Below are 19731 nucleotides of genomic sequence, written 5' to 3'. Positions count from 1 at the left end.
CAGGATGCCCGTGCAGACGAGTGATCAGAAGTGGGCGGCACAGGCCGCGGCAGGCGACGAGAGCGCCTTCCGTGAGTTGTACCGGGCTCACGTACGACCGGTCTATTGGATCGCGAACGGCATCCTCTCATCGCCCGCCGATGCGGAGGATGTGGCTCAGGAGACCTTCGTGGTCGCCTGGCGCAAGCTCCCGTCCCTGGAGTTGCAGGGCGAGTCGATCCTGCCGTGGTTGGCGACGATCTGTCGTTTCCAGGCGGCGAATCGACTGCGACAGCGCCGGCGCGACCAGGCCAATACGGCCGACATGCTCGACGAGAACCTGCCCGACACGATCAGCGTGGAGGAGCAGGTGATCACGGCCGCATTGGCCGCGCGCATCGCCGAGGAGGTCGGCACCCTGAGCGAGCTCGATCGCGAGATCTTCCGGCTCTGCGCATCGGAGGGGTATGCCTACCAGGCGGCCGCCGATGAGCTCGGTGTGAGCCATGCCGTCGTCCGGAACCGTCTCTCCCGAGTGCGCACCCAGTTGCGAGGCGCCGTCAAGGAAGTGAGAGACGCATGAACGACCAGACCACGGTCGACGACCTGCCCGAGCTGTCGGGCGCCACGATCGCGCGCATCGAGAACGCCGTGTTCACGCAGATCGGGGAGGAACGCTCCCCCTCCGCGCCGGCGGGGAGGGCGCGGAGCCGTCGTCGGCGTTGGATGACCGGCGTCGGTGTCGCCGCCGCTTTCGCCCTCGGTGTGCTCGTGACCCCGCCGATCCTGGGCGCCGTGGGGGGCGGGTCGGTGATGAGCACGGCCGACGGCTCGGACATGTCAGGCGGGTCGGTCGCAGACACGGGTGCGGCGGACCGCGGTGGTGAGATCGTGCCGGAAGCACTGCCCGATGAGTCAGTGGACGCGTCATCGTCGGCGGGAGCTGCCGTGTCCGACGCAGACCGCGAGATCGTGGCGACGGCGAACGTCACGCTGCAGGTCAAGGACATCTCCGCCGGGGCAGCAGCAGTGGCGGCACTCGCCGAGAAGCACGGTGGATACGTGGAGAGCACCGAGGTCGGAAAGGCGCTCGCCGTCGACGATACCTCGGTTCCGGCACCGGCAGACCCCGGTTACGGGTGGATCAGCGTCCGTGTCCCGTCCGCCGACCTCACCGAGGTCATCGCCGCGCTCGCCGACTCGGGCGAGGTGCAGTCTTCGTCGATCTCGAAACAGGATGTGACATCGGCCGCGATCGATCTGCGGGCACGAGTCGATGCGACGAAGGCCTCGGTGGAGCGGCTCACCGAGCTCATGGCGCAGTCCGGCAGCGTGTCCGAGCTCATCGAGGCCGAGGTCGCCCTCACCGACCGTCAGGCGCAGCTCGAGTCATGGGAGCAGCAGCTCACGTCACTCGAGGACCAGGTCGCGATGTCGACGCTCCAGGTCGAGCTCACGCGCGCGGCCTCGGCGACGACGGCGGATCCCGCGGGCTTCACCGACGGCGTGCTGGCAGGATGGAACGGCCTTGTCGTGTCGCTCAACGCGCTGGTCATCGCCGTGGGGTTCATTCTTCCCTGGCTCGCGATCGCGGCGGTCGTCGTCCTGGTCATCTGGCTGATCCGCCGGGCTCGACGCACGCGGCGCGAGGGGCGAGCGATCACCCCGACCCCGGACGACGCCGCCTGATCATTTCCAGGAACCGCTCCCGACTCGGCGTCGGGGGCGGTTCCTTCGTTTTCCCCCGAGACCGAGATTTCCTGAGGAGCGACGCCGGACACCGGACGAGCCCGGATACGACGAAAGCCCTCGGGTGACCGAGGGCTTTCGTGTGTTGTGTGACCCCAGCGGGATTCGAACCCGCGTTACCGCCGTGAGAGGGCAGCGTACTAGGCCGCTATACGATGGGGCCGTCTGGCGGAACGTTTCCGTGCCGCGACAACCGTTCAAGTATGCCATGACGATTCTTGCTGCGCCAAATCGGGGCCTACTCGTCGTGCGCCCGGGCGTGGCGACATCGAAGAAGAGATCGCAGAAGAGTTTGCCGAGCGGTTCCAGAAGGAGTTGACTCGTCTCATGCGCGTGACCAAGTTCGAACATGCCACCCTCCGCCTCGATCAGAACGATCAGACGCTCCTCATCGATCCGGGCTCCTTCACGACTCCCCTCGATGATCTGAGCGGGGTCGTCGGAGTCGTGCTCACCCACGAGCATCCGGATCATTGGACGTCGGAGCACCTCGACCGCATCCTGCGCGCGGTACCGGGCATCCCTGTGTTCGCGCCGTCCGGAGTGGCGGATGCGGCGGACGGCTACGAGATCACGGTCGTCTCCCCCGGTGACACGATCGAGGTCGGTGACTTCACCCTGCGCTTCTTCGGGGGAACCCACGAGGTGATCCACTCGTCGATCCCCACTATCGAGAATGTGGGAGTGCTCGTCAACGATGAGCTGTACTATCCGGGCGACTCGTATGCCGTTCCGGAGGGCGTCGCGATCGACACCCTCGCCGCACCGCTCGGCGCACCCTGGCTGAAGATCGGAGAGGCGATGGACTACGTGCTCGCAGTGCGCCCGCGGCGCGCATTCGGCACCCACGACATGACGCTCTCGGTGGCCGGCAGGACGATGCATCGCGCCCGGCTGCAGTGGGCCACCGAACAGGGCGGCGGCGAGTTCTTCTCGCTCGATCCCGGCGACAGCCTCGACCTGTGAGCGCGAAACCTCACCTTCTGCCCACAGACACCCTGCGTCTGCGTTTTCGGGAGATGACGCTCGAGGATCTCGACGACATGGCGGCGCTCCTCGGCGATCCCACGGTGATGGCGTTCTACCCCGCCCCGAAGACGAGGGCAGAGGCGGCCGACTGGATCTCACGGATGCAGGCGAGCTATGCCGTTCATGGGCACGGGCTCTGGATCATCGAGACGCACGATGGTGAGTTCGTGGGAGATTGCGGCATCACCTGGCAGTCGGTGAACGACTCCCCCGTGCTCGAAGTCGGGTACCACGTGCGGGTCGATCTACAGCGCCGAGGCCTCGCGACGGAAGCCGCGGTCGCCTGTCGAGAGCTGGTGCGGCGGGAGTTCGCCCCGACGCTTCTCACCGCGATCATCCATCCGGACAACGACGCGTCGCGCTCCGTCGCCGAGAAGCTCGGTATGACCCACATCGACGATGATCACGCGCACCCCTGGATCGTGCGGACGGTGATGGGGATGCGACTCGAACCGATCACTGACGGCGAGAGCGACGGCGCGGTCGACAGCGAGAGCCACGGCGACAGCGGCTAGGCGCCGGGGTCAGCCCCTCCCCTGCGCCGCCCGCACCCGCAGCTCCCGCGCCACATGGTCTCGCTGTTCCACGACGATCCGCCGGAGGGCAGCGGGGGCCAGTGGATGCGCCTCGAGCCACGCGTCGACGAGCTCCGTGGAGTCTGTCGTAGGGAAGAAACCGGTGACGAGGCGCTTCGCGATCTCGATGCTGCGCGCACCCCAGACCTCCGCGATCCGGTCGAAGTACTCGGTGTCGAACCGCTCGATGAGGTCTCGCCGTCCCCCGGCGCGGAAGCCGCTGATGACCGCGTCGAGATGATCGTTGCTCAACGACAGATCGGTCCAGGCGGCTTCCCACGCCTGTGCCCGGACATCGGCCTCGGGCCGCGAGGCGAGAGCGCGACGCGTGGCTGTTCTCCCGTCGCCGGTGTCATCGCGCGCCGACTCGGTGGCGACGTCGTCCGCGCTCGCCTCCGCCGTCGTCACCAGAGCCGTGAGCAGTTGCCACCGCAGATCAGGATCGATCACGAGCCCGGTGGGCACGATGCCGTCCAACAGCGCCCTGACGTCGGCGCTGCGCGCCGTGTCATAGGCCGATGCCGCCGCCAGAGCGCGCGCCCAGCTGAGTTGCGCATCGCTGCCGGGAGCAGCCTCACGCAGAGCCGTCCAGACCATCTCGGTCCAGGCGCGCTGCTCCGACGCGACGAGCGCCCGATCGACATAGTGACGCACCGCGTAGGCCGCGTTCGCCAGCACCCCGGTGAGCAGGCCGATGTTCGGCTCCGACGGCGCATGCCGGCGCACGATGTCGAGGTAGCGGGTCGCATCGAGATCACCGTCGCGCGTGGCGTTCCACAGCGACGACCACAGCAGGGCGCGGGCCAGCGCGTCGTCGACAGCCGACAGGGAGCTCTTCACCGTGTCGAGCGAGCCCGGGTCGAGCCGGGCCTTGGCGTACGTCAGGTCGTCGTCGTTGAGCAGTACGAGCGGTGCCGCGGGAAGCTCGACCGCGGTGCGCTCCTCGGCGATGTCGAGTGCGATCTGCTCACGGCGCACCAGTCGAGCGCCCTCCCAGTCGTAGAGGCCGATCCGCAGTCGATGCGGGCGCGGATCGCTCTGCACGAGCACGCAGCCACCGTCGGCGGCGCGTTCGAGGGTGAGGATCGACATCCCCGTCGTCTCCAGCCAGGCCGACGACCACACCGACATGTCACGTCCGGACACCGCGCTCAGCTGGGCGAGGAGGTCGGCCAGCGTCGTGTTTCCGAAGGCATGGGCCGCGAAGTACCGGCGCGCACCGTCGAAGAACGCCTCTTCGCCGACGAAGGCCACGAGCTGTTTGAGCACGGCGGCGCCCTTGGCGTAGGTGATGCCGTCGAAGTTGAGCTTCGCCGCCTCGAGATCGGTGATGTCGGCGACGATCGGATGCGTCGTCGGCAGCTGGTCCTGTTGGTAGGCCCACGCCTTCCGGCTCGCGGCGAACTTCACCCAGGCGTCCGTGTAGCGCGTCGCCACGGCCGAGGCATGGGCTCCCATGTAGTCCGCGAACGACTCCTTGAGCCACAGGTCGTCCCACCAGCGCATGGTCACCAGATCGCCGAACCACATGTGGGCCATCTCGTGCAGGATCGTGTTCGCCCGCGCAGCGCGCTGCGCGTCCGTCGCCGCCCCACGCGACAGGTACGCCTCGGTGAAGGTGACGAGACCCGGGTTCTCCATCGCACCGAGGTTGTACTCGGGCACGAAGATCTGGTCGTACTTGCCCCAGGGGTAGGGGAACGCGAAGGCATCGGAGAAGAAGTCGAGACCCTGGCGGGTGACCTCCAGGATCTCCTCGGCTTCGAGGTATTGCGCCAGGGATCGACGGACGAAGACTCCGAGCGCGATGTGCTCGTCTGCGCGGTTCCATTCCCCGGCGATGCGCTCGTAGGGTCCGGCGGCCAACGCCGTGATGTAACTCGAGATCGGCAACGTCTCGGCGAACTCGGCGCGTTGCACCCCGTCGGTCGTGGCGACGTCGACGGTCCGCTGGTTCGACAGCACCGTCCACCCGGCCGGCGCGTGGACGACGAATGTGAAGCGGGCCTTCATGTCCGGCTGCTCGAAGCACGCCATGACGCGCCGGGAGTCCGCAGGCTCGTACTGGGTGTACAGGTACGTCTCCCCGTCGGCCGGGTCGACGAACCGGTGCAGACCCTCACCCGAGCGGCTGTAGACGCCCACCGCCTCGACGACCACGATGTTGCGCGACTCGAGGCCCGAGAGCACGATGCGCGCTCCGTCGTAGGCAATCTCGCGATGAACTCCATTGACCGTGAGGCTCTGCACCTCGTCGCCGACGAAGTCGAGCCAGGTCGACTCGGTCTCCGCATCGAATTCGAGCGTCGTGGTCGTGGGGAATCCGGTGTGCTCCGGATCAGCTGCTTGAGACAGATCGAGCTCGACGCGGATGCTGTGCACGCGGACGGCAGCGGATCGCGCCGCCGTCTCCTCACGGGTCAGATTGGCGGTGTCCATGCGTCCATCCTGTCATCCGCGCGTCCCGGCCCGGCCCCGGCGCGGATCACCGGATGGGTCAGCCGCGACGGGGCTTCGCCGCCAGGAGCGTCCGGATCGCGGACTCCGGCGCCACCGAGAGGTCGAGGGTCTTCCCCTGGGCGTAGAGACGGAACACCCGCGGATCGATGTAGCTGCCGCGAGCGACGGCCGTGGTGTTGCCGAGTGCTGTCGCCGTCGCCTGAACCGCGAGGCGCTCGGCCTTCTTCCGCTGGGCCCGACCGTCGAGCGCACCGATCCGCGCGAGCGCATCCGCGGCGAGGATCGTGCCGTGCAGTGTGCGGAAGTCCTTGGCCGAGAACACGCCGCCTGTCACGGAGCGCAGATAGGCATTGACCTCGGCCGGGGTGATGCGCACGCGACGGCGACCCTTCCGATAGGCGAGCAACAGCGCGCGGTCCGGACCGGCAGACAGCTCGGTCAGCACCTCGGCGAGCGTCGCATCCGTGATCTCGATCGCCGCGGTCTGTCCGCTCTTGGCAGGGAACGACAGGGCGACGGTCGAATCCGTGATGCGAACGTCACGCCGCCGCAGCGTCGTCAGCCCACGGCTCCCGTGCTTCACGAGGTAGCGTTCCGATCCCACGCGCAGCGCGGCATCATCGAGCAGCCGGAACGCCGTCGCGAGCACGCGCTCCTTCGACAGCGTCTCGTCTTTGAGGGCCCGCGTGACCCGCGCCCTCGCTCGCGGAAGACGCTCGGCGAGATCGAGAGCCCGGTGGAATTTGCTCCGATCACGGCGCACGCGCCACAGCGGGTGATACAGGTACTGCCGCCGCCCCGCCTCGTCGGTCCCGACTGCCTGGATGTGCGCGAGCGGATCCGCCGCGATCCACACGTCCTCCCACGCAGGAGGGATGACCAGATCATGGATGCGCTCACGATCGGGCTCGCCCGCAGCGTTCCCGTCCTGGTCCGGATACCTGTATCCCGATCCGGAACGCACACGACGGAAGCCGTGATCCACGCCCGGGACCACCCGGACCAGCGCAGTCATGTCCTGCTCCGGGGAGCGACGTCCGGTGAGTGACGATTCATGCCGCCAGGATGACGCGCACCCGCGGCGCCGCGAAAGGGGCTGGCCTGCGGTGCCGACAGGATGCTAGGCATCCCGCGGGTGCCACGGACGGGCGACACACGCGACGGCCGGGAGAAAAGCAAGAAGCCCGGTGCTCCGCTTTCGCGGAATCCCGGGCTTCTTCGTCTTGCTGGGGTACCTGGACTCGAACCAAGAACAACGGAACCAGAAACCGCCGTGTTGCCAATTACACCATACCCCAAGGGCGAAACCGGAGCCTCGCACCGAGAGTCAAGCCTACCCGACCGATGGGCGTGCGCCAAATGGAGCGCGTCTTCCGCGAGTCGGGCGTGGCGGATCCCGCATCCGCACACGAGAAGGGGAGGATCGCCAGGCGACCCTCCCCTCCCGCACCTGCGGGTCGGACGACTCCGCGTCGCGCGTCAGCCGACGAGCGTGGCGGAGAGCCCGCGCAGTCGACGCAGCGACTCGTCTTTACCCAGCAGCTCCATCGACTCGAACAGCGGCGGTGAGATCCGTCGACCCGTGATCGCGACGCGCGGCGGGCCGTAGGCGATCCGGGGCTTGAGCTCGAGCTTCTCGACCAGCGCCTCTGCGAGGGCCTCCTGGATCCTCTCCGGGGTGAACTCCGTCACAGCCTCGAGCGCCGCCACGCACGCGTCGAGCACCTCGGCCGCATTCGCCGGCAGACCCTTGAGAGCGTCGGCGTCGTAGGAGACCTCGTCGGCGAACAGGAACCCGACCATCCCGGGTACCTCGCCCAGCAGCTGCACGCGCTCCTGCACCAGCGGCGCGACGCGGAAGGCCTGCACGAGCTGCTCGTGCGTGGGCTCGTCGAACAGGCCGGCGGCCGCGAGATACGGCACCGTCCGCTCGGCGAAGTCCTTCTCGGCGAGCATGCGGATGTGGTCGCCGTTGATCGACTCGGCCTTCTTCTGATCGAAGCGGGCCGGGTTCGGGTTGACGTTGACGATGTCGAACGCCGCGGTGAACTCGTCGAGCGAGAACACGTCGCGGTCGGGTCCGATCGACCAGCCCAGCAGCGCCAGGTAGTTCAGCAGCCCCTCCGGGATGAATCCGCGATCGCGATGCAGGAACAGATCAGCCTGCGGATCGCGCTTGGACAGCTTCTTGTTGCCGGTCTCGCCGAGAACCAGCGGCATGTGAGCGAACCGCGGCACGAACGTCGTCACCTCGGCGTCGATCAGCGCCGCGTAGAGCGCGAGCTGACGAGCCGTCGACGGCATGAGATCTTCCCCACGCAGCACGTGGGTGATCCCCATGAGGGCGTCGTCGACCGGGTTGACGAAGGTGTACAGCGGCACGCCGTTCGGGCGCACCACCACGAAGTCGGGGAAGGACCCGGCGGGGAACGTGACCTCGCCGCGGATGAGGTCGACGTACGTCAGGTCCTCGTCCGGTACCCGCAGGCGCAAAGCGGGCTGACGGCCGTCGGCCCGGAACGCGTCCTTCTGCTCATCGGTCAGATCGCGGTCGAAGTTGTCGTACCCGAGCTGCTTCGCACGACCGTTGGCCTCGTTCCGGGCGTCGATCTCCGCCGCATCGGAGAAGCTCTCGTAGAGCGCTCCGGAGGCGATGAGCTTGTCGATCACCCCGCGGTAGATGTCGTGACGCTGCGACTGCCGGTACGGCGCGTGGGGGCCACCGACCTCGACGCCCTCATCCCAGTCGATCTTGAGCCACGTCAGCGCGTCGACGAGCTGTCGGAAGCTCTCCTCGCTGTCGCGGGCGGCATCGGTGTCTTCGATGCGGAAGATGAGCTTGCCGCCGTTGTGGCGGGCGTATGCCCAGTTGTACAGCGCCGTGCGCACCATGCCGACGTGCGGCAGGCCAGTGGGCGAAGGGCAGAAGCGGACGCGCACGTCAGCGCCGCCGGCGGTCGTGGTGAGGGGGTGAGGATTAGCCATAGCCCTTCGATTCTAGAGCGCGCTGCAGACCGCGACCGCGGCCCCGACGTGCTCAGCGTCTTGTCGTACGAGCGAGCGGCGAGAGCGCGACGATCGCCACGACGAGCACGGATGCCGCGATCGCCAGCCCCGCGTACTGGAAGTTCGAGAGGATCACCCCGGCGAGCACCGCTCCCGCAGCCGCACACAGGCTCATCAAGGAGTCGCTGCGCCCCTGTCTGCGTGTGCGCAGTTCCGGTGCGGAGGCCTCGGTGAGCAGCGCCGCGCCGGCGACGGTCGCCGCGCTCCACCCGAGCCCGAGGAAGATGAGTGCCGCCATCACACCCCAGGTCTGGTCATTGGCGAAGATGGCGAATCCGAGCGCGATCGCAGACAGGCCCTGCCCGAGCAGGACGACGCGCAGCTTTCCCCAGCGGTCGGCCAGGATGCCGAACACCGGCGAGAGCGCGTACATGCCGGCCACGTGCAGGGCGATCGTCACGCCGACCAGCTGCGAGACGTCGGAGGCGGTGGCATCCATGCCGTGCGCTCCGTGAGCCATGTGCGAGAGGTGGACGGGAGTCATCGCCATCACCGACGCCATCACCACGTGCGATGCGGCGACCGCGAAGATCGCATAGCGGGCGGCGAGTGGCCGGTCGGCTATCGCCGCTCCCGCCGCCGCGGCCGAGGTCCTCGCGAGGCTCTGCGCCGCGAGGAGAGGGTCGGGGCGCAGCGCGACGACGTACAGCACCAGCGCCGCGCACTGTGCCACGAAGGAGAACACGTACGAACCGGTCTGCGGCGGCATCCCGATCGCCTGACCGACGACTTCACCGGGACCGAGCAGCAGGGGCCCCGCGACGCCGCCGATCGTGGTCGCCCACACGACGATCGAGAGGTCCCGTCCCCGATGGGCGGGCGCGGCAAGATCGGTGGCGGCGAACCGCGACTGGAGGTTTCCCGCGTTCCCGGCGCCGATCATCAGGATGCCGGCGAGCAGCAGCGGGAAGATCCGGAGGGATGCGGCGAGGATCACCACAGCGATGCCGACCAGGGCGAACAGGTTCCCCATTGTGAGTGCACGGCGGCGCCCGACGCGCGATGCCAGTCGAGCCAGCGGAATGGCGCAGAGCGCTGCACCGAGGGTGACCGAGGCCGTGGCGAGCCCCGAAAGAGCGTCGCTGCCGGAGATGTCAGCCGCCAGAAGCGCGCCGAGCGAGACCGTGGCCCCGAAGGCGATGCCGCCGAGCACCTGCCCGAGGGAGAGCACCGCGACCGTGCGGCGCTGCACCGCCGACTGCTGCGCGGCGGTCAGCACCGCCGCACTCATGATGTGAGCTGTGCGTCCCGCGCGATGTTGCGCAGGATCCCGAGTCCGGTGATCTCGACCTCGACCGTGTCACCGGCGCCGAAGGTCCCCACACCTGCGGGTGTTCCGGTCAGGATGACATCGCCGGGCAGCAGCGTGAAGACCGCGGAGGCGTACTCGATGATCGCGGGCACGGAGTGGATCATGTCGGTCAGCGGCGCGTGCTGACGGACCTCGCCGTTGACGCGCGTCTCGATGGTGGCCGTCGCGAGAGCGAAGTCGGTCTCGATCACCGGTCCGAGCGGGCAGAAGGTGTCGAAGCCCTTCGCCCGCGACCACTGACCGTCCTTGCGCTGCAGATCACGGGCGGTGACGTCATTGCCGATCGTGTAGCCGAGGACATGGTCGAGCGCATCCGCGGCCTTCACGTTCTTGGCGATCTTCCCGATCACGACCGCGAGCTCACCCTCGTACTCCGTCTGCTGCGAGAGTGCGGGACGGACGATCGTGTCACCGGGCCCGATCACCGACGTATTCGGCTTGAGGAACAGCAGCGGCTCCTCGGGCGCCACTCCCCCCATCTCGGCGGCGTGATCGTGATAGTTCTTGCCGACGCAGACGACCTTGGACCGAGGGATCACGGGAGCGAGGAGCGCCGCATCGGCGAACGGCACGCGCGCACCCGTCGTCTCGTACCCGGTGAACATCGGGTCACCGGCCAGGACGACCAGGTCGCTCCCGTCGATGATCCCGTACATGATGGCGTCGTCGTGGCTGAACCGGGCGATCTTCATGCGTCCAGCCTATCCAGCCGCGCCACGCATCGAGACCCCGCCCGCGCGCCGAGACCCCTCCCTGCTCACGTCGGCAGGGAGGGGTCTCGATGGTGCGGAGGGGTGTCGACGGTGAAGGCCGCTCGACGGTCAGGCGTCGAGGCGCAGCAGCCAGCCGTGCTTGTCTTCGCGGCGACCGTACTGGATGTCGGTGAGTTCCTCGCGCAGCGAGAGGGCGAGCTCGCCCAGCGGCTGCGGTTCGTCGAATCCGTCGCCCACGAGCGCGCCGATCGGTGTGACGACCGCCGCGGTGCCACAGGCGAACACCTCGACGATGTCGCCCGACTCGACACCGGAGCGCCACTCGTCGATCGAGATCGGCCGCTTCTCCACCGTGTAGCCGCGGTCCTCGGCGAGCTGCAGCAGCGAGTCGCGCGTGATGCCCTCGAGGATGCTGTCGGACTCGGGCGTGACGACCCGGCCGTCCTTGAAGACGAACACGACGTTCATGCCGCCGAGCTCTTCGACGTAGCGGTTCTCGTTCAGGAACACGACCTGGTCGCAGCCCTGCGCGCTCGCCTCGGTCTGCGCGAGCAGGCTCGACGCGTAGTTGCCACCGGTCTTCGCCTTGCCCGTGCCTCCCTTGCCCGCACGGGCGTAGTCCTCGGACAGCCAGATGCGCACCGGCTTCACGCCGCCCGAGAAGTAGGCGCCGGCGGGGCTGGCGATCACGTAGTACGCGACCTTCTGCGCCGCGCGCACGCCGAGGAATGCCTCCTTGGCGAACATGAACGGCCGCAGATACAGGCTCTGATCGGCGCCGGAGGGAACCCAGCGGCCATCGACCGCGACAAGCTCACGCAACGACTGGATGAAGTACTCCGTCGGCAGCTCCGGAAGGGCGAGCCGGCGTGCGCTGGCCTGCAGACGTGCGGCGTTGCGGTCGGGCCGGAACGTGTGGATGGAGCCGTCCTCATGACGGTAGGCCTTGATGCCCTCGAAGATCTCCTGCGCGTAGTGCAGGACGGAGGCTGCGGGATCCAGCGCGATGGGGCCGTAGGGCTGCACGCGCGGGCGGTGCCAGCCGCCCCTGGACGACCAGCAGATGTCGACCATGTGATCGGTGAAGACGACACCGAAGCCCGGGTTCTCCAGCACCTCGGCCACGCGCGCGGGCGTTGCCGCGGCCAGGTTCTTCGTCACAGCGAAATCGAGCGGCGCCACGGCCGTGTCGGTATCGATCGTCGTCATCATCGTCATCCATTCCTCGTGCGTGGGCGCACCATCGCGCCGTCTCAGCCTACGCCCGTCGTTCAGAGGCGGGCAGTGATCGCGGAGCCGATCTCCGCGGTGGTGCGGGCGCCGGTACGGCCCGCGATATCGGCCTCGACGGCCGCGCTCACCCGTGCTGATTCCGCGGGGAGACCGAGGTGGTCGAGGAGCAGCGCGATCGACAGGATCGCGGCGGTCGGGTCGGCCTTCTGCTGGCCCGCGATGTCCGGAGCCGAGCCGTGCACGGGCTCGAACATCGAGGGGAACGCGCCATCGGGATTGATGTTCCCGGATGCCGCGAGTCCGATGCCGCCGGTGACGGCACCGGCGAGGTCGGTGAGGATGTCACCGAAGAGATTGTCGGTCACGATCACGTCGAAGCGCGACGGGTCGGAGACCAGGAAGATGGTCGCTGCATCGACATGCAGGTAGTCGACGGCCACATCGGGATGCTCGGCGGCGACCTCATCGACGATGCGCTTCCAGATGGCGCCCGCATGCACGAGCACGTTGGTCTTGTGCACCAGGGTCAGCCTTCCCCGGCGACGCTCGGCGAGCGAGAATGCGTAGCGGACGACGCGTTCGACACCGAAGGCGGTGTTCACGGACGTCTCGTTGGCGACTTCGTTCGGCGTTCCGACGCGGATCGCTCCGCCGTTGCCGACGTAGGGTCCTTCCGTGCCCTCGCGCACCACCACGAAGTCGATCTCACCCGGGTTCGCCAACGGGCCCGGCGCTCCGACGAACAGCTTCGAGGGTCGAAGGTTCACGTAGTGGTCCAGCGTGAAGCGCAGCTTCAGCAGCAGTCCGCGTTCGATGTTCGCGTCCTTGAGTCGGGGGTCGCCCGGGGTGCCGCCGACCGCTCCGAGGAGGATCGCGTCCTGTGCGGCGATCGCCGCGAGGTCCTCATCGCTGAGCGTGTCGCCGGTCTCGAGATAGCGTCCCGCACCGAGCGAGAAGCGAGTCGTGTCGAACCGCACGTCGCTCGCCGCGGTGACGGCGGCGAGCACCTTCTCCGCCTCGGCGATGACCTCGGGGCCGATCCCGTCTCCGGGGATGACGGCCAGCTTCACGACACGCGACATGACTCTCCTTGCACCGGGGTGAACCGACCTCGGTCTCCGTGGAGACATCGAGGTCGGTTCATCCAGCGTAGTGGTCAGTGCGAGGTGCGAGTGCGCAGTGTGACGACCGCGATCACGCCCGCGACCACCACCAGTCCGGCACCGATCAGCGATGTGATCATGACGCCCGAGCCGAAGGCCTCGGCCGCAGCATTCCACAGGGCATCGCCGAGCGTCCCGGGGAGCTCGCGTGCGGCTGTGTAGGCACCGGCCAAGGTCTCCCGCGCCGCGTGCACCACCTCGGCGGCCCTCCGGCAGCACGATGGCTCCACGATAGAAGGCGGTGATGAGGCCACCGAGAACCGCGGTTCCGAGCACGGCGCCGAGCTCGTATGCCGTCTCGGAGACGGCACTCGCGGCTCCCGCCTTCGCCGCCGGCGCGCTCGAGAGGATGAGCTCGTTGGAGATCGTCTCCGCCGCACCGATACCGATGCCGAGCACCACGAATGCGATCACCAGGGGCGCGACACCGTGCTCGTGCGTCGTGAACGCCACGATGAGGTACCCCGCGACGGAGAACGCAAGCCCGGCGGGAACCACGATGTGCGGAGGGACACGACGCGAGATCGGGACGACGCTGAGGCCCGCGACGATCATCGCGAGCATTCCCGGCACGAGTGCGAACCCCGCGTTCATCGGCGACAGGCCGAGCACCAGCTGCAGATGCTGCGACACGAAGTACAGGAACCCCACGAGCGCGACGACACTGAGCAGGTTCACGAGGATCGCCCCGGAGAACGACCCGCGACGGAACAGGGCCATGTCGAGCATGGGGATCTCGGCGCGCACCTGACGACGTACGAAGAGGACGCCCATGGCGATGCCGAGCACCGCCCAGCCGCCGGCGACCAGGCTGGGACCATCGACGGCCAACGACTTGATCGCATAGACCACGGGGATCATCGCCGCCATCGACAGCACGATGCTGACCGGATCGATCCGCCCCGGGTTCGGGTCGCGACTCTCGGGCACCAGGAGGGGTGCGGCGATCAGCAGCGGGATGAGCACGGGCACGGCGATGAGGAACACCGACCCCCACGCGAAGTGCTCGAGCAGGATGCCGCCGACGATGGGCCCGAGTGCCGAGCCGGCGGAGAAGGCGGATGCCCAGACGGCGATCGCCATGCGGCGCTGGTCGCGGTTCTGGAAGATCGAGCGCAGCAGCGAGAGCGTGGACGGCATCAGCATGGCGCCGAAGAATCCGAGCAGTGCACGGGCGGCGATCAGCAGTCCGGCAGTCGGCGCGAACGCGGCCAGCACGGAGACTGCGGCGAAGCCCGTGGCTCCGATCAACAACATCTTCCGACGGCCGAAGCGGTCGCCGAGTGTTCCCATCGTCACCAGGAGGCCCGCGAGAACGAGCGGATAGACGTCGATGATCCATAGCTGCTCGGCCCCGGAAGGCGCGAGAGCGATGGAGATCTCGGGGAGCGCGAAGCTCAGCACCGTGTTGTCCACCGACACCAGCAGTACCGGCAGCATGAGGACGACGAGCGCCGCCCAGCCCCGGGCTCCGACGCGGGGAGCATCCGTCTCTGTCGTCGGGATCGACGCAGTACGGGACATGGAACACCTCTCAGTTCTGGAGGACGATCTCTTACTGAACCGTCCGGATGGTATAGTAACAGAATCTCCTCCCCCATCAAGACACAGAGGACCCCGATGCCCCGACCACCACTGGCCCGCGAACGTGTTCTCGACGCCTTCGAGGCGATTCTCATCGCCGACGGGGAACGCGCCGCGACGCTCGACGCCACGGCCAAAGCAGCCGGTGTGTCGAAAGGCGGGCTGCTCTACCATTTCGGCTCGAAGGATGAGCTCGAGACCGGCCTGCTCGAGCGTCTCGACGCACTGACGGTCGCCGATCTCGTGCGCATGGAATCCGCCGACGAGGGGCCCGTGGCGTACTACGTGCGGACCTCGGTGATGGAGGACGACGCTCTCGACCGCGCCCTCATCGCGACGACCCGGCTCGCACAGGGAGGATCGATCCCCGCCGCCGACATGCTCCGCAGCACTCGGCGCCGCTGGGAGGATGCGATCCGTCCCCATGTGCGCGACAGCACGAGTCTCGACCTGGTGATGCTTCTGAGCGACGGGCTGTACTTCAACAACTCCCTCGACGTGCACGGCCCGGAGCGCCTGGTGCCGCACCGCGAGGAGCTGGAGGCACTGATCGCGCTCGTGCTGCGCACCACCGCCTGACCCGCCGGACACGCAGAAGAGGCGAGGGCATCACGCCCCCGCCTCTTGCACGATTCCGTGGCTCAGGCCTCGGTGATCTCGATCTGACGGAACAGGTCGGCGTCGATCGCGGCGCTCACATCTTCGAGGAGTTCCTCAGACACCGGAGAGTCGAGCGTCAGCACGCTCAGTGCCTGGGCACCGGCCGCCTGACGCGCGATCTGCATGCCCGCGATGTTGATGCCGGCCTCGCCGAACTTCTGGCCGTAGACGGCCACGATGCCGGGGCGGTCGGTGTAGAGCATCACGACGTGGTGCTTCTCGATCGGCAGCTCGAGCGCGTGATCGTTGATCCCGATGAGCTTCTCGGCCTGCTTCGGACCGGTGAGCGTGCCGGACACCGACAGCTGCGAGCCGTCGGAGAGCGCTCCGCTGAGCGTGATGACGTTGCGGTACTCGTCGCTCACGTCATCCTTGATCAGGCGCACGCTGACGCCGCGCTGATCGGCGAGCAGAGGCGCGTTGACGTAAGAGACGGTCTCGCTGACGATGTTCGTGAACACACCCTTGAGCGCCGCGAGCTTGAGCACGCTGACGTCGTAGGCGTTCAACTCACCGTGCACCTCGACATCGAGGCTCGTGAGCGGCGAGGTCGCGAGAGCGGCGAAGATCTGACCGAGCTTCTCGACCAGCGAGATCCCGGGGCGCACGTAGGGGTCGATGACACCACCGGCGACGTTCACGGCATCCGGAACCAGATCGCCGCCGAGCGCCAGACGCACGGAACGCGCGACCGAGACGCCGGCCTTCTCCTGTGCCTCTTCGGTGCTGGCCCCGAGGTGCGGGGTGACGACCACGTTCGGCAGATCGAGCAGCGGACGAGCAGTCCCGCCCTCGGCCGGCGGCTCGGACGTGAAGACGTCGAGACCGGCCCCGGCGATCTCCCCCGCGACGAGCGCGGCATGCAGCGCTTCTTCGTCGATGAGGCCACCGCGGGCGACGTTCACGACGAACGCGGTCGGCTTCATGGCCTTGAACTGCTCCGCGCCGATCATCCCGGTCGTCTCGGGCGTCTTCGGCATGTGGATCGTGAGGAAGTCCGACTCGGCGACGAGCTCGTCGAGCGACAGCAGCTGCACACCGAGCTGCTGTGCGCGCGCAGAGGTGACATAGGGGTCGTAGGCGACGACGCGCATGTCGAAGGCAGCCAGGCGCGCCGCGACGAGGGCGCCGATCCGGCCGAGGCCGACGATGCCGACCGTCTTCTCGAACAGCTCGGCTCCGGTGAACGAGCTCCGCTTCCACTGGCCGGCGGACAGCGAGGCATGGGCGGCCGGGATGCGGCGTGCGAGGCTCAGGATGTGACCGACCGTGAGCTCGGCAGCGGAGACGATGTTCGACGTCGGTGCGTTGACGACCATGACGCCCGCGGCGGTGGCCGCCTTGATGTCGACGTTGTCGAGGCCGACGCCGGCACGCGCGACGACCTTCAGCTTCGGCGCGTGCGCCAGAGCCTCCTCATCGATCCGCGTCGCGGATCGGACCAGCACCGCATCCGCATCCGACAGCGCGGCGAAGAGCGCCTCACGATCGGTTCCGTCGACGTCACGGACGTCGAAATCGGGGCCCAGAGCCTCGATCGTGGCGGGAGAGAGAACTTCGGCGAGCAGGACGACGGGCTTCGGCACAGAGGATCCTTCGGGGCAGCGCAGCAGGGGCCGATGCGCCGCACACCATGGGGGCGCGATCACCTCCACTGTACCGGAGGCTCTTCACCCGCTCGTGCCGTGTGACGCCCGGACCCGTCGCTCAGGACGTCGCGAGCGTCAGGCTGTATGCCAGCAGGCTCATCCAGAACACGGCCACGACACCGAGACCGGCGAACAGCACCAGGGCGAGTTCCCCCACCGTGCGGCGCCGAGCGATGACGTACGCGAAGGTGAACACGATCGCAGGGAACGCGACGCCGAATCCGAGCACCGCCCACCCGCCGCCGGTCAGTCCGCCCTGAGCCATCGTGATCAGGTGTGCGACGGCATTCCAGATCGCGTAGGCGTAGAACAGCCCGGCGAGACCCAGCACGAGGCCCACCAGCCACTTCGGCGAGGTGGAGCGCTGTTCGATGTCCGTGGTGCTCATGAGCCGATCACTCCTACCGTCACGAAGGGCCAGGGCACGAGGAGCACGACCCCGAGCAGAAGGAGGCAGATGCGGATCCAGGCGGCACGCCCGCGCGTCAGCACCCAGGTCGCGAGGAACCACAGTGCCGGTGCCGCGATGGCCAGCACGAACCACGGCAGGAACATCGCGTCTGCGACGAAGAAGTTGGCCAGCGGCTTCAGCCGGAGGCCACCCACCACCCAGCCGACCGAGTACAACAGGTAGACGCCACCGACCACGCCGAGGATCAGCAGCATCGCCGAGCTCAGCGGCGCCGGCTCGGCAGCGTCGACGGTCACGTGATCGATACCGGGCGCATCCTCCGCGACAGCCTCGTCGTCGACGCGCTCGACCGCGTCGCTCCCCTTGCCCACAGCGTTCCACCCGCGCGGCAGCGACGGACGAGGACGCGATGCGTCCTCGTCGCCGTCCCAGCTCAGGGCATCGTCGGAATCGGAAGTCATGTCCCCAGCGTAGGACACCCGTTCCACTAGGCTCGGGGCATCCGGGCCGCAGCAGGCCCCGTGGGGGAAGGAACACTGTGGCCGAGCAGAACAAGAAGGTCGACGAGAGCGCAACCGAACCCCCCGCAGGGTGGGTTCCGACCGCCGGGGCGAAGAAGCAGGCGACCACTCTCCGATGGATCGCCGGCATCCTGTGGGCCGTCGCCATCGCGGCCGAAGCCGTGGCGATCTTCTGGCTTCTGCGTCAGCGCGTGTTCGTGGGCGAAGACGGCGTGCTCGAGCGCAATCCCGATACCGGACTCCTGCAGGAACAGGGCGTCGAGGCGCAGTTCCCGCAGTGGGCGTTCATCACCCTGCTCGTGCTGCTCGTCGTGATCGCGGCGCTGTCGATCACCGGCTCCTTCCTCTGGAAGAAGGCGAACCGCCTCGACCCGGCACGCAAGTCAGACACGGTGCGGTTCTTCGTGCAGAACCAGCTCGGCGCGATCATCGCGATCGTCGCCTTCCTGCCGCTCATCATCCTGATCTTCCTGAACAAGGACATGTCGAAGGGGCAGAAGACCACTGCGGGCATCGTCGGCATCGCCTTGGCGGTGCTCGCCGCCGTGCTCGGCACGAGCTTCAACCCGCCGTCGGTCGAGCAGTACACCGCCGACCAGTCCGCGGTCATCCAGCTGCTCGGGCAGGACGAGGTCGTCTGGGTCGATGGCGGGGCCGTCTACCACGTGTGCGATGAGGTCTCGGCGATCCAGACCGGCAGCGAGATCCGCACCGGCACGACGGCCGAGGCGGTCGAGGCGGGCAAGAGCCGGCTGACTCTCCAGTTCGCCTCGGAGTTGCGCGCATGCGATCTCCCCGTCCCGGAGAACGCCGACGAGATCAGTGAGGCACTCCGATCGATCCAGGCGGGCCAGGTCGACACCCTGCTGCCTGCACCCGTGTGGGCCGACGGGACCACGCCGCCGATCGAGGTCGAAGAAGCTCCGGCGGAGTAGCCTCTCCGGCGACGCCCTTTCCCGGCGCTACTCGGCGCTGAGTGCCTCGACGAGCCTCTCCTCCGCGGAGGAGAGGTGGGCGTCCAGGAGTTCGGCAGCGCGCTGGCCGTTCCCTGCGACCACGGCGTCGAGGATCTCGGCATGCTGGGCGGCAATAGCCGAGGCATCCAGCAACCTGCGCCCTTGCACCTGCGCCATGCAGAGCCGCACTTCGTCGAGCACGCTGCGGTACATGCGTGCTGTCCGTTCGCTGTGGAGGGCATCGATGAGAGCCGTGTGGAACCGCAGGTCAGGGTCGACCGTGGCGGGATCCGGCCCGGGCGCCATCGCGAGGATCTCAGCGTTCGCGGCGATCGCCACCACAGGGACCTCGCGCCGCGCGGCGAGCTCGCGCAACGCCGCACTCTCGAGCCGGGTCCGCGTCCGGTAGACATCCCGGACCGTCTCGGGATCGATGCCGACCACGCGTGCGCTGCGATGCGCCGTGCGCTCCAGGAGACCCGACGCGACCAGTTGCTCGATCGCGGCCTTCGCGCTCGGCCTCGCCACGCCGAACCTCTGCGAGACCGCGGCCTCGGTGAGCGGAGCACCCGAGCGGATGTCGCCGCTGAGGATGCGCCCGCGCAGCTGTGCCGTCACGGCATCCACCACGCCCACGACGCCCAGGGCGGCTTCTGTGCTCGTCATGTGG

At 68.2% G+C, this 19731-nt stretch carries 17 protein-coding genes, 2 tRNA genes and 1 pseudogene; 6 read left to right on the top strand and 14 right to left on the bottom strand.

Annotated features, from left to right (window positions below; translation table 11 throughout):
• Window positions 1–4 precede the first annotated feature (4 nt).
• Together P0Y60_09670 and P0Y60_09665 are read left to right on the top strand one after the other, a co-directional pair.
• Window positions 5–562 (top strand): sigma-70 family RNA polymerase sigma factor, encoded by a 558-nt coding sequence (locus P0Y60_09670; GenBank protein WEK59647.1) that lies wholly within the window; start codon window positions 5–7, stop codon window positions 560–562.
• A complete protein-coding gene (locus P0Y60_09665; protein ID WEK59646.1) occupies window positions 559–1668 on the top strand; it encodes a DUF4349 domain-containing protein in 1110 nt (369 codons plus the stop codon). The genes P0Y60_09670 and P0Y60_09665 overlap by 4 nt, the downstream gene beginning before the upstream one ends.
• A gap of 150 nt (window positions 1669–1818) precedes the next feature.
• Here P0Y60_09665 and P0Y60_09660 read toward each other — a convergent pair.
• Window positions 1819–1891 (bottom strand) — tRNA-Glu (locus P0Y60_09660).
• A 164-nt stretch (window positions 1892–2055) separates the two neighbouring features.
• Between P0Y60_09660 and P0Y60_09655 the strand changes: the two genes are divergently transcribed.
• Window positions 2056–2694, top strand: coding sequence for an MBL fold metallo-hydrolase (locus P0Y60_09655; GenBank protein ID WEK59645.1), 639 nt, complete (start codon window positions 2056–2058; stop codon window positions 2692–2694).
• Window positions 2691–3272, top strand: a complete 582-nt coding sequence (locus P0Y60_09650; GenBank protein ID WEK59644.1) for a GNAT family N-acetyltransferase — start codon at window positions 2691–2693, stop codon at window positions 3270–3272. The genes P0Y60_09655 and P0Y60_09650 overlap by 4 nt, the downstream gene beginning before the upstream one ends.
• 9 nt (window positions 3273–3281) lie before the next feature.
• Here the strand turns inward: P0Y60_09650 and pepN are convergent, their stop codons facing one another.
• The 9 genes and pseudogenes from pepN to P0Y60_09605 all read right to left on the bottom strand — a co-directional run bounded on the left by pepN (window position 3282) and on the right by P0Y60_09605 (window position 14803).
• Window positions 3282–5771, bottom strand: coding sequence for an aminopeptidase N (gene pepN, locus P0Y60_09645; protein ID WEK59643.1), 2490 nt, complete (start codon window positions 5769–5771; stop codon window positions 3282–3284).
• Between the two features lie 58 nt (window positions 5772–5829).
• Window positions 5830–6807 carry a DNA topoisomerase IB gene (locus P0Y60_09640; protein WEK59642.1) on the bottom strand — a complete coding sequence of 326 codons (978 nt, stop codon included), beginning with the start codon at window positions 6805–6807 and terminating at the stop codon, window positions 5830–5832.
• A 211-nt stretch (window positions 6808–7018) separates the two neighbouring features.
• Window positions 7019–7090 (bottom strand) — tRNA-Gln (locus P0Y60_09635).
• Window positions 7091–7271: 181 nt separating this feature from the next.
• Window positions 7272–8777, bottom strand: coding sequence for a glutamate--tRNA ligase (gene gltX, locus P0Y60_09630; GenBank protein ID WEK59641.1), 1506 nt, complete (start codon window positions 8775–8777; stop codon window positions 7272–7274).
• A gap of 52 nt (window positions 8778–8829) precedes the next feature.
• The gene (locus P0Y60_09625; protein ID WEK59640.1) at window positions 8830–10089 is read right to left on the bottom strand and encodes an MFS transporter; all 1260 of its coding nucleotides are present in this window, start codon (window positions 10087–10089) and stop codon (window positions 8830–8832) included.
• Complete coding sequence (locus tag P0Y60_09620; protein ID WEK59639.1) at window positions 10086–10862, bottom strand: fumarylacetoacetate hydrolase family protein; 777 nt, start codon at window positions 10860–10862, stop codon at window positions 10086–10088. The genes P0Y60_09625 and P0Y60_09620 overlap by 4 nt, the downstream gene beginning before the upstream one ends.
• A gap of 129 nt (window positions 10863–10991) precedes the next feature.
• The gene (locus P0Y60_09615; GenBank protein ID WEK59638.1) at window positions 10992–12092 is read right to left on the bottom strand and encodes a branched-chain amino acid aminotransferase; all 1101 of its coding nucleotides are present in this window, start codon (window positions 12090–12092) and stop codon (window positions 10992–10994) included.
• A gap of 62 nt (window positions 12093–12154) precedes the next feature.
• Window positions 12155–13198 (bottom strand): 3-isopropylmalate dehydrogenase, encoded by a 1044-nt coding sequence (locus P0Y60_09610; protein WEK59637.1) that lies wholly within the window; start codon window positions 13196–13198, stop codon window positions 12155–12157.
• 74 nt (window positions 13199–13272) lie between these two features.
• Window positions 13273–14803 (bottom strand): annotated as a pseudogene (locus tag P0Y60_09605) (MFS transporter).
• Between the two features lie 96 nt (window positions 14804–14899).
• Between P0Y60_09605 and P0Y60_09600 the strand changes: the two are divergent.
• A complete protein-coding gene (locus tag P0Y60_09600) occupies window positions 14900–15442 on the top strand; it encodes a helix-turn-helix domain containing protein (GenBank protein ID WEK59636.1) in 543 nt (180 codons plus the stop codon).
• Window positions 15443–15504: 62 nt separating this feature from the next.
• On the opposite strand, the gene serA is transcribed toward P0Y60_09600, so the two are convergent.
• The 3 genes from serA to P0Y60_09585 all read right to left on the bottom strand — a co-directional run bounded on the left by serA (window position 15505) and on the right by P0Y60_09585 (window position 18045).
• Window positions 15505–17109: a phosphoglycerate dehydrogenase gene (gene serA / locus P0Y60_09595; GenBank protein WEK59635.1), complete on the bottom strand. Its 1605-nt coding sequence runs from the start codon at window positions 17107–17109 to the stop codon at window positions 15505–15507.
• 121 nt (window positions 17110–17230) lie between these two features.
• Complete coding sequence (locus tag P0Y60_09590; GenBank protein ID WEK59634.1) at window positions 17231–17560, bottom strand: hypothetical protein; 330 nt, start codon at window positions 17558–17560, stop codon at window positions 17231–17233.
• The gene (locus tag P0Y60_09585; protein ID WEK59633.1) at window positions 17557–18045 is read right to left on the bottom strand and encodes a hypothetical protein; all 489 of its coding nucleotides are present in this window, start codon (window positions 18043–18045) and stop codon (window positions 17557–17559) included. Before P0Y60_09585 ends, P0Y60_09590 begins: the two co-directional genes overlap by 4 nt.
• Before the next feature lie 77 nt (window positions 18046–18122).
• On the opposite strand from P0Y60_09585, the gene P0Y60_09580 reads away from it, so the two are divergent.
• Entirely contained in the window at window positions 18123–19040 is a 918-nt protein-coding gene (locus P0Y60_09580; GenBank protein WEK59632.1) for a hypothetical protein, read from the top strand.
• A 27-nt stretch (window positions 19041–19067) separates the two neighbouring features.
• On the opposite strand, the gene P0Y60_09575 is transcribed toward P0Y60_09580, so the two are convergent.
• On the bottom strand, window positions 19068–19727 hold the full coding sequence (locus tag P0Y60_09575; protein ID WEK59631.1) for a GntR family transcriptional regulator: 660 nt from the start codon (window positions 19725–19727) through the stop codon (window positions 19068–19070).
• Window positions 19728–19731: the final 4 nt, after the last annotated feature.

The organism is Candidatus Microbacterium colombiense, assembly GCA_029203165.1.
GTDB classification, from domain to species: Bacteria; Actinomycetota; Actinomycetes; order Actinomycetales; family Microbacteriaceae; genus Microbacterium; species Microbacterium colombiense.
The sequence above is the reverse complement of the archived record's forward strand: the minus strand, read 5'-3'. Positions and strand labels throughout refer to the sequence as shown.

What these genes read in the sequence shown, in the direction of transcription:
- P0Y60_09600 (WEK59636.1), top strand. Translation starts at nt 14,900, where the DNA reads ATGCCCCGACCACCACTGGCCCGCGAACGTGTTCTCGACGCCTTCGAG.
- P0Y60_09655 (WEK59645.1), top strand. Translation starts at nt 2,056, where the DNA reads ATGCGCGTGACCAAGTTCGAACATGCCACCCTCCGCCTCGATCAGAAC.
- P0Y60_09585 (WEK59633.1), bottom strand. Translation starts at nt 18,045, where the DNA reads ATGACTTCCGATTCCGACGATGCCCTGAGCTGGGACGGCGACGAGGAC.
- P0Y60_09620 (WEK59639.1), bottom strand. Translation starts at nt 10,862, where the DNA reads ATGAAGATCGCCCGGTTCAGCCACGACGACGCCATCATGTACGGGATC.
- gltX (WEK59641.1), bottom strand. Translation starts at nt 8,777, where the DNA reads ATGGCTAATCCTCACCCCCTCACCACGACCGCCGGCGGCGCTGACGTG.
- P0Y60_09670 (WEK59647.1), top strand. Translation starts at nt 5, where the DNA reads ATGCCCGTGCAGACGAGTGATCAGAAGTGGGCGGCACAGGCCGCGGCA.
- pepN (WEK59643.1), bottom strand. Translation starts at nt 5,771, where the DNA reads ATGGACACCGCCAATCTGACCCGTGAGGAGACGGCGGCGCGATCCGCT.
- P0Y60_09640 (WEK59642.1), bottom strand. Translation starts at nt 6,807, where the DNA reads ATGACTGCGCTGGTCCGGGTGGTCCCGGGCGTGGATCACGGCTTCCGT.
- P0Y60_09575 (WEK59631.1), bottom strand. Translation starts at nt 19,727, where the DNA reads ATGACGAGCACAGAAGCCGCCCTGGGCGTCGTGGGCGTGGTGGATGCC.
- P0Y60_09665 (WEK59646.1), top strand. Translation starts at nt 559, where the DNA reads ATGAACGACCAGACCACGGTCGACGACCTGCCCGAGCTGTCGGGCGCC.
- P0Y60_09590 (WEK59634.1), bottom strand. Translation starts at nt 17,560, where the DNA reads ATGAGCACCACGGACATCGAACAGCGCTCCACCTCGCCGAAGTGGCTG.
- P0Y60_09610 (WEK59637.1), bottom strand. Translation starts at nt 13,198, where the DNA reads ATGTCGCGTGTCGTGAAGCTGGCCGTCATCCCCGGAGACGGGATCGGC.
- P0Y60_09615 (WEK59638.1), bottom strand. Translation starts at nt 12,092, where the DNA reads ATGACGACGATCGATACCGACACGGCCGTGGCGCCGCTCGATTTCGCT.
- P0Y60_09625 (WEK59640.1), bottom strand. Translation starts at nt 10,089, where the DNA reads ATGAGTGCGGCGGTGCTGACCGCCGCGCAGCAGTCGGCGGTGCAGCGC.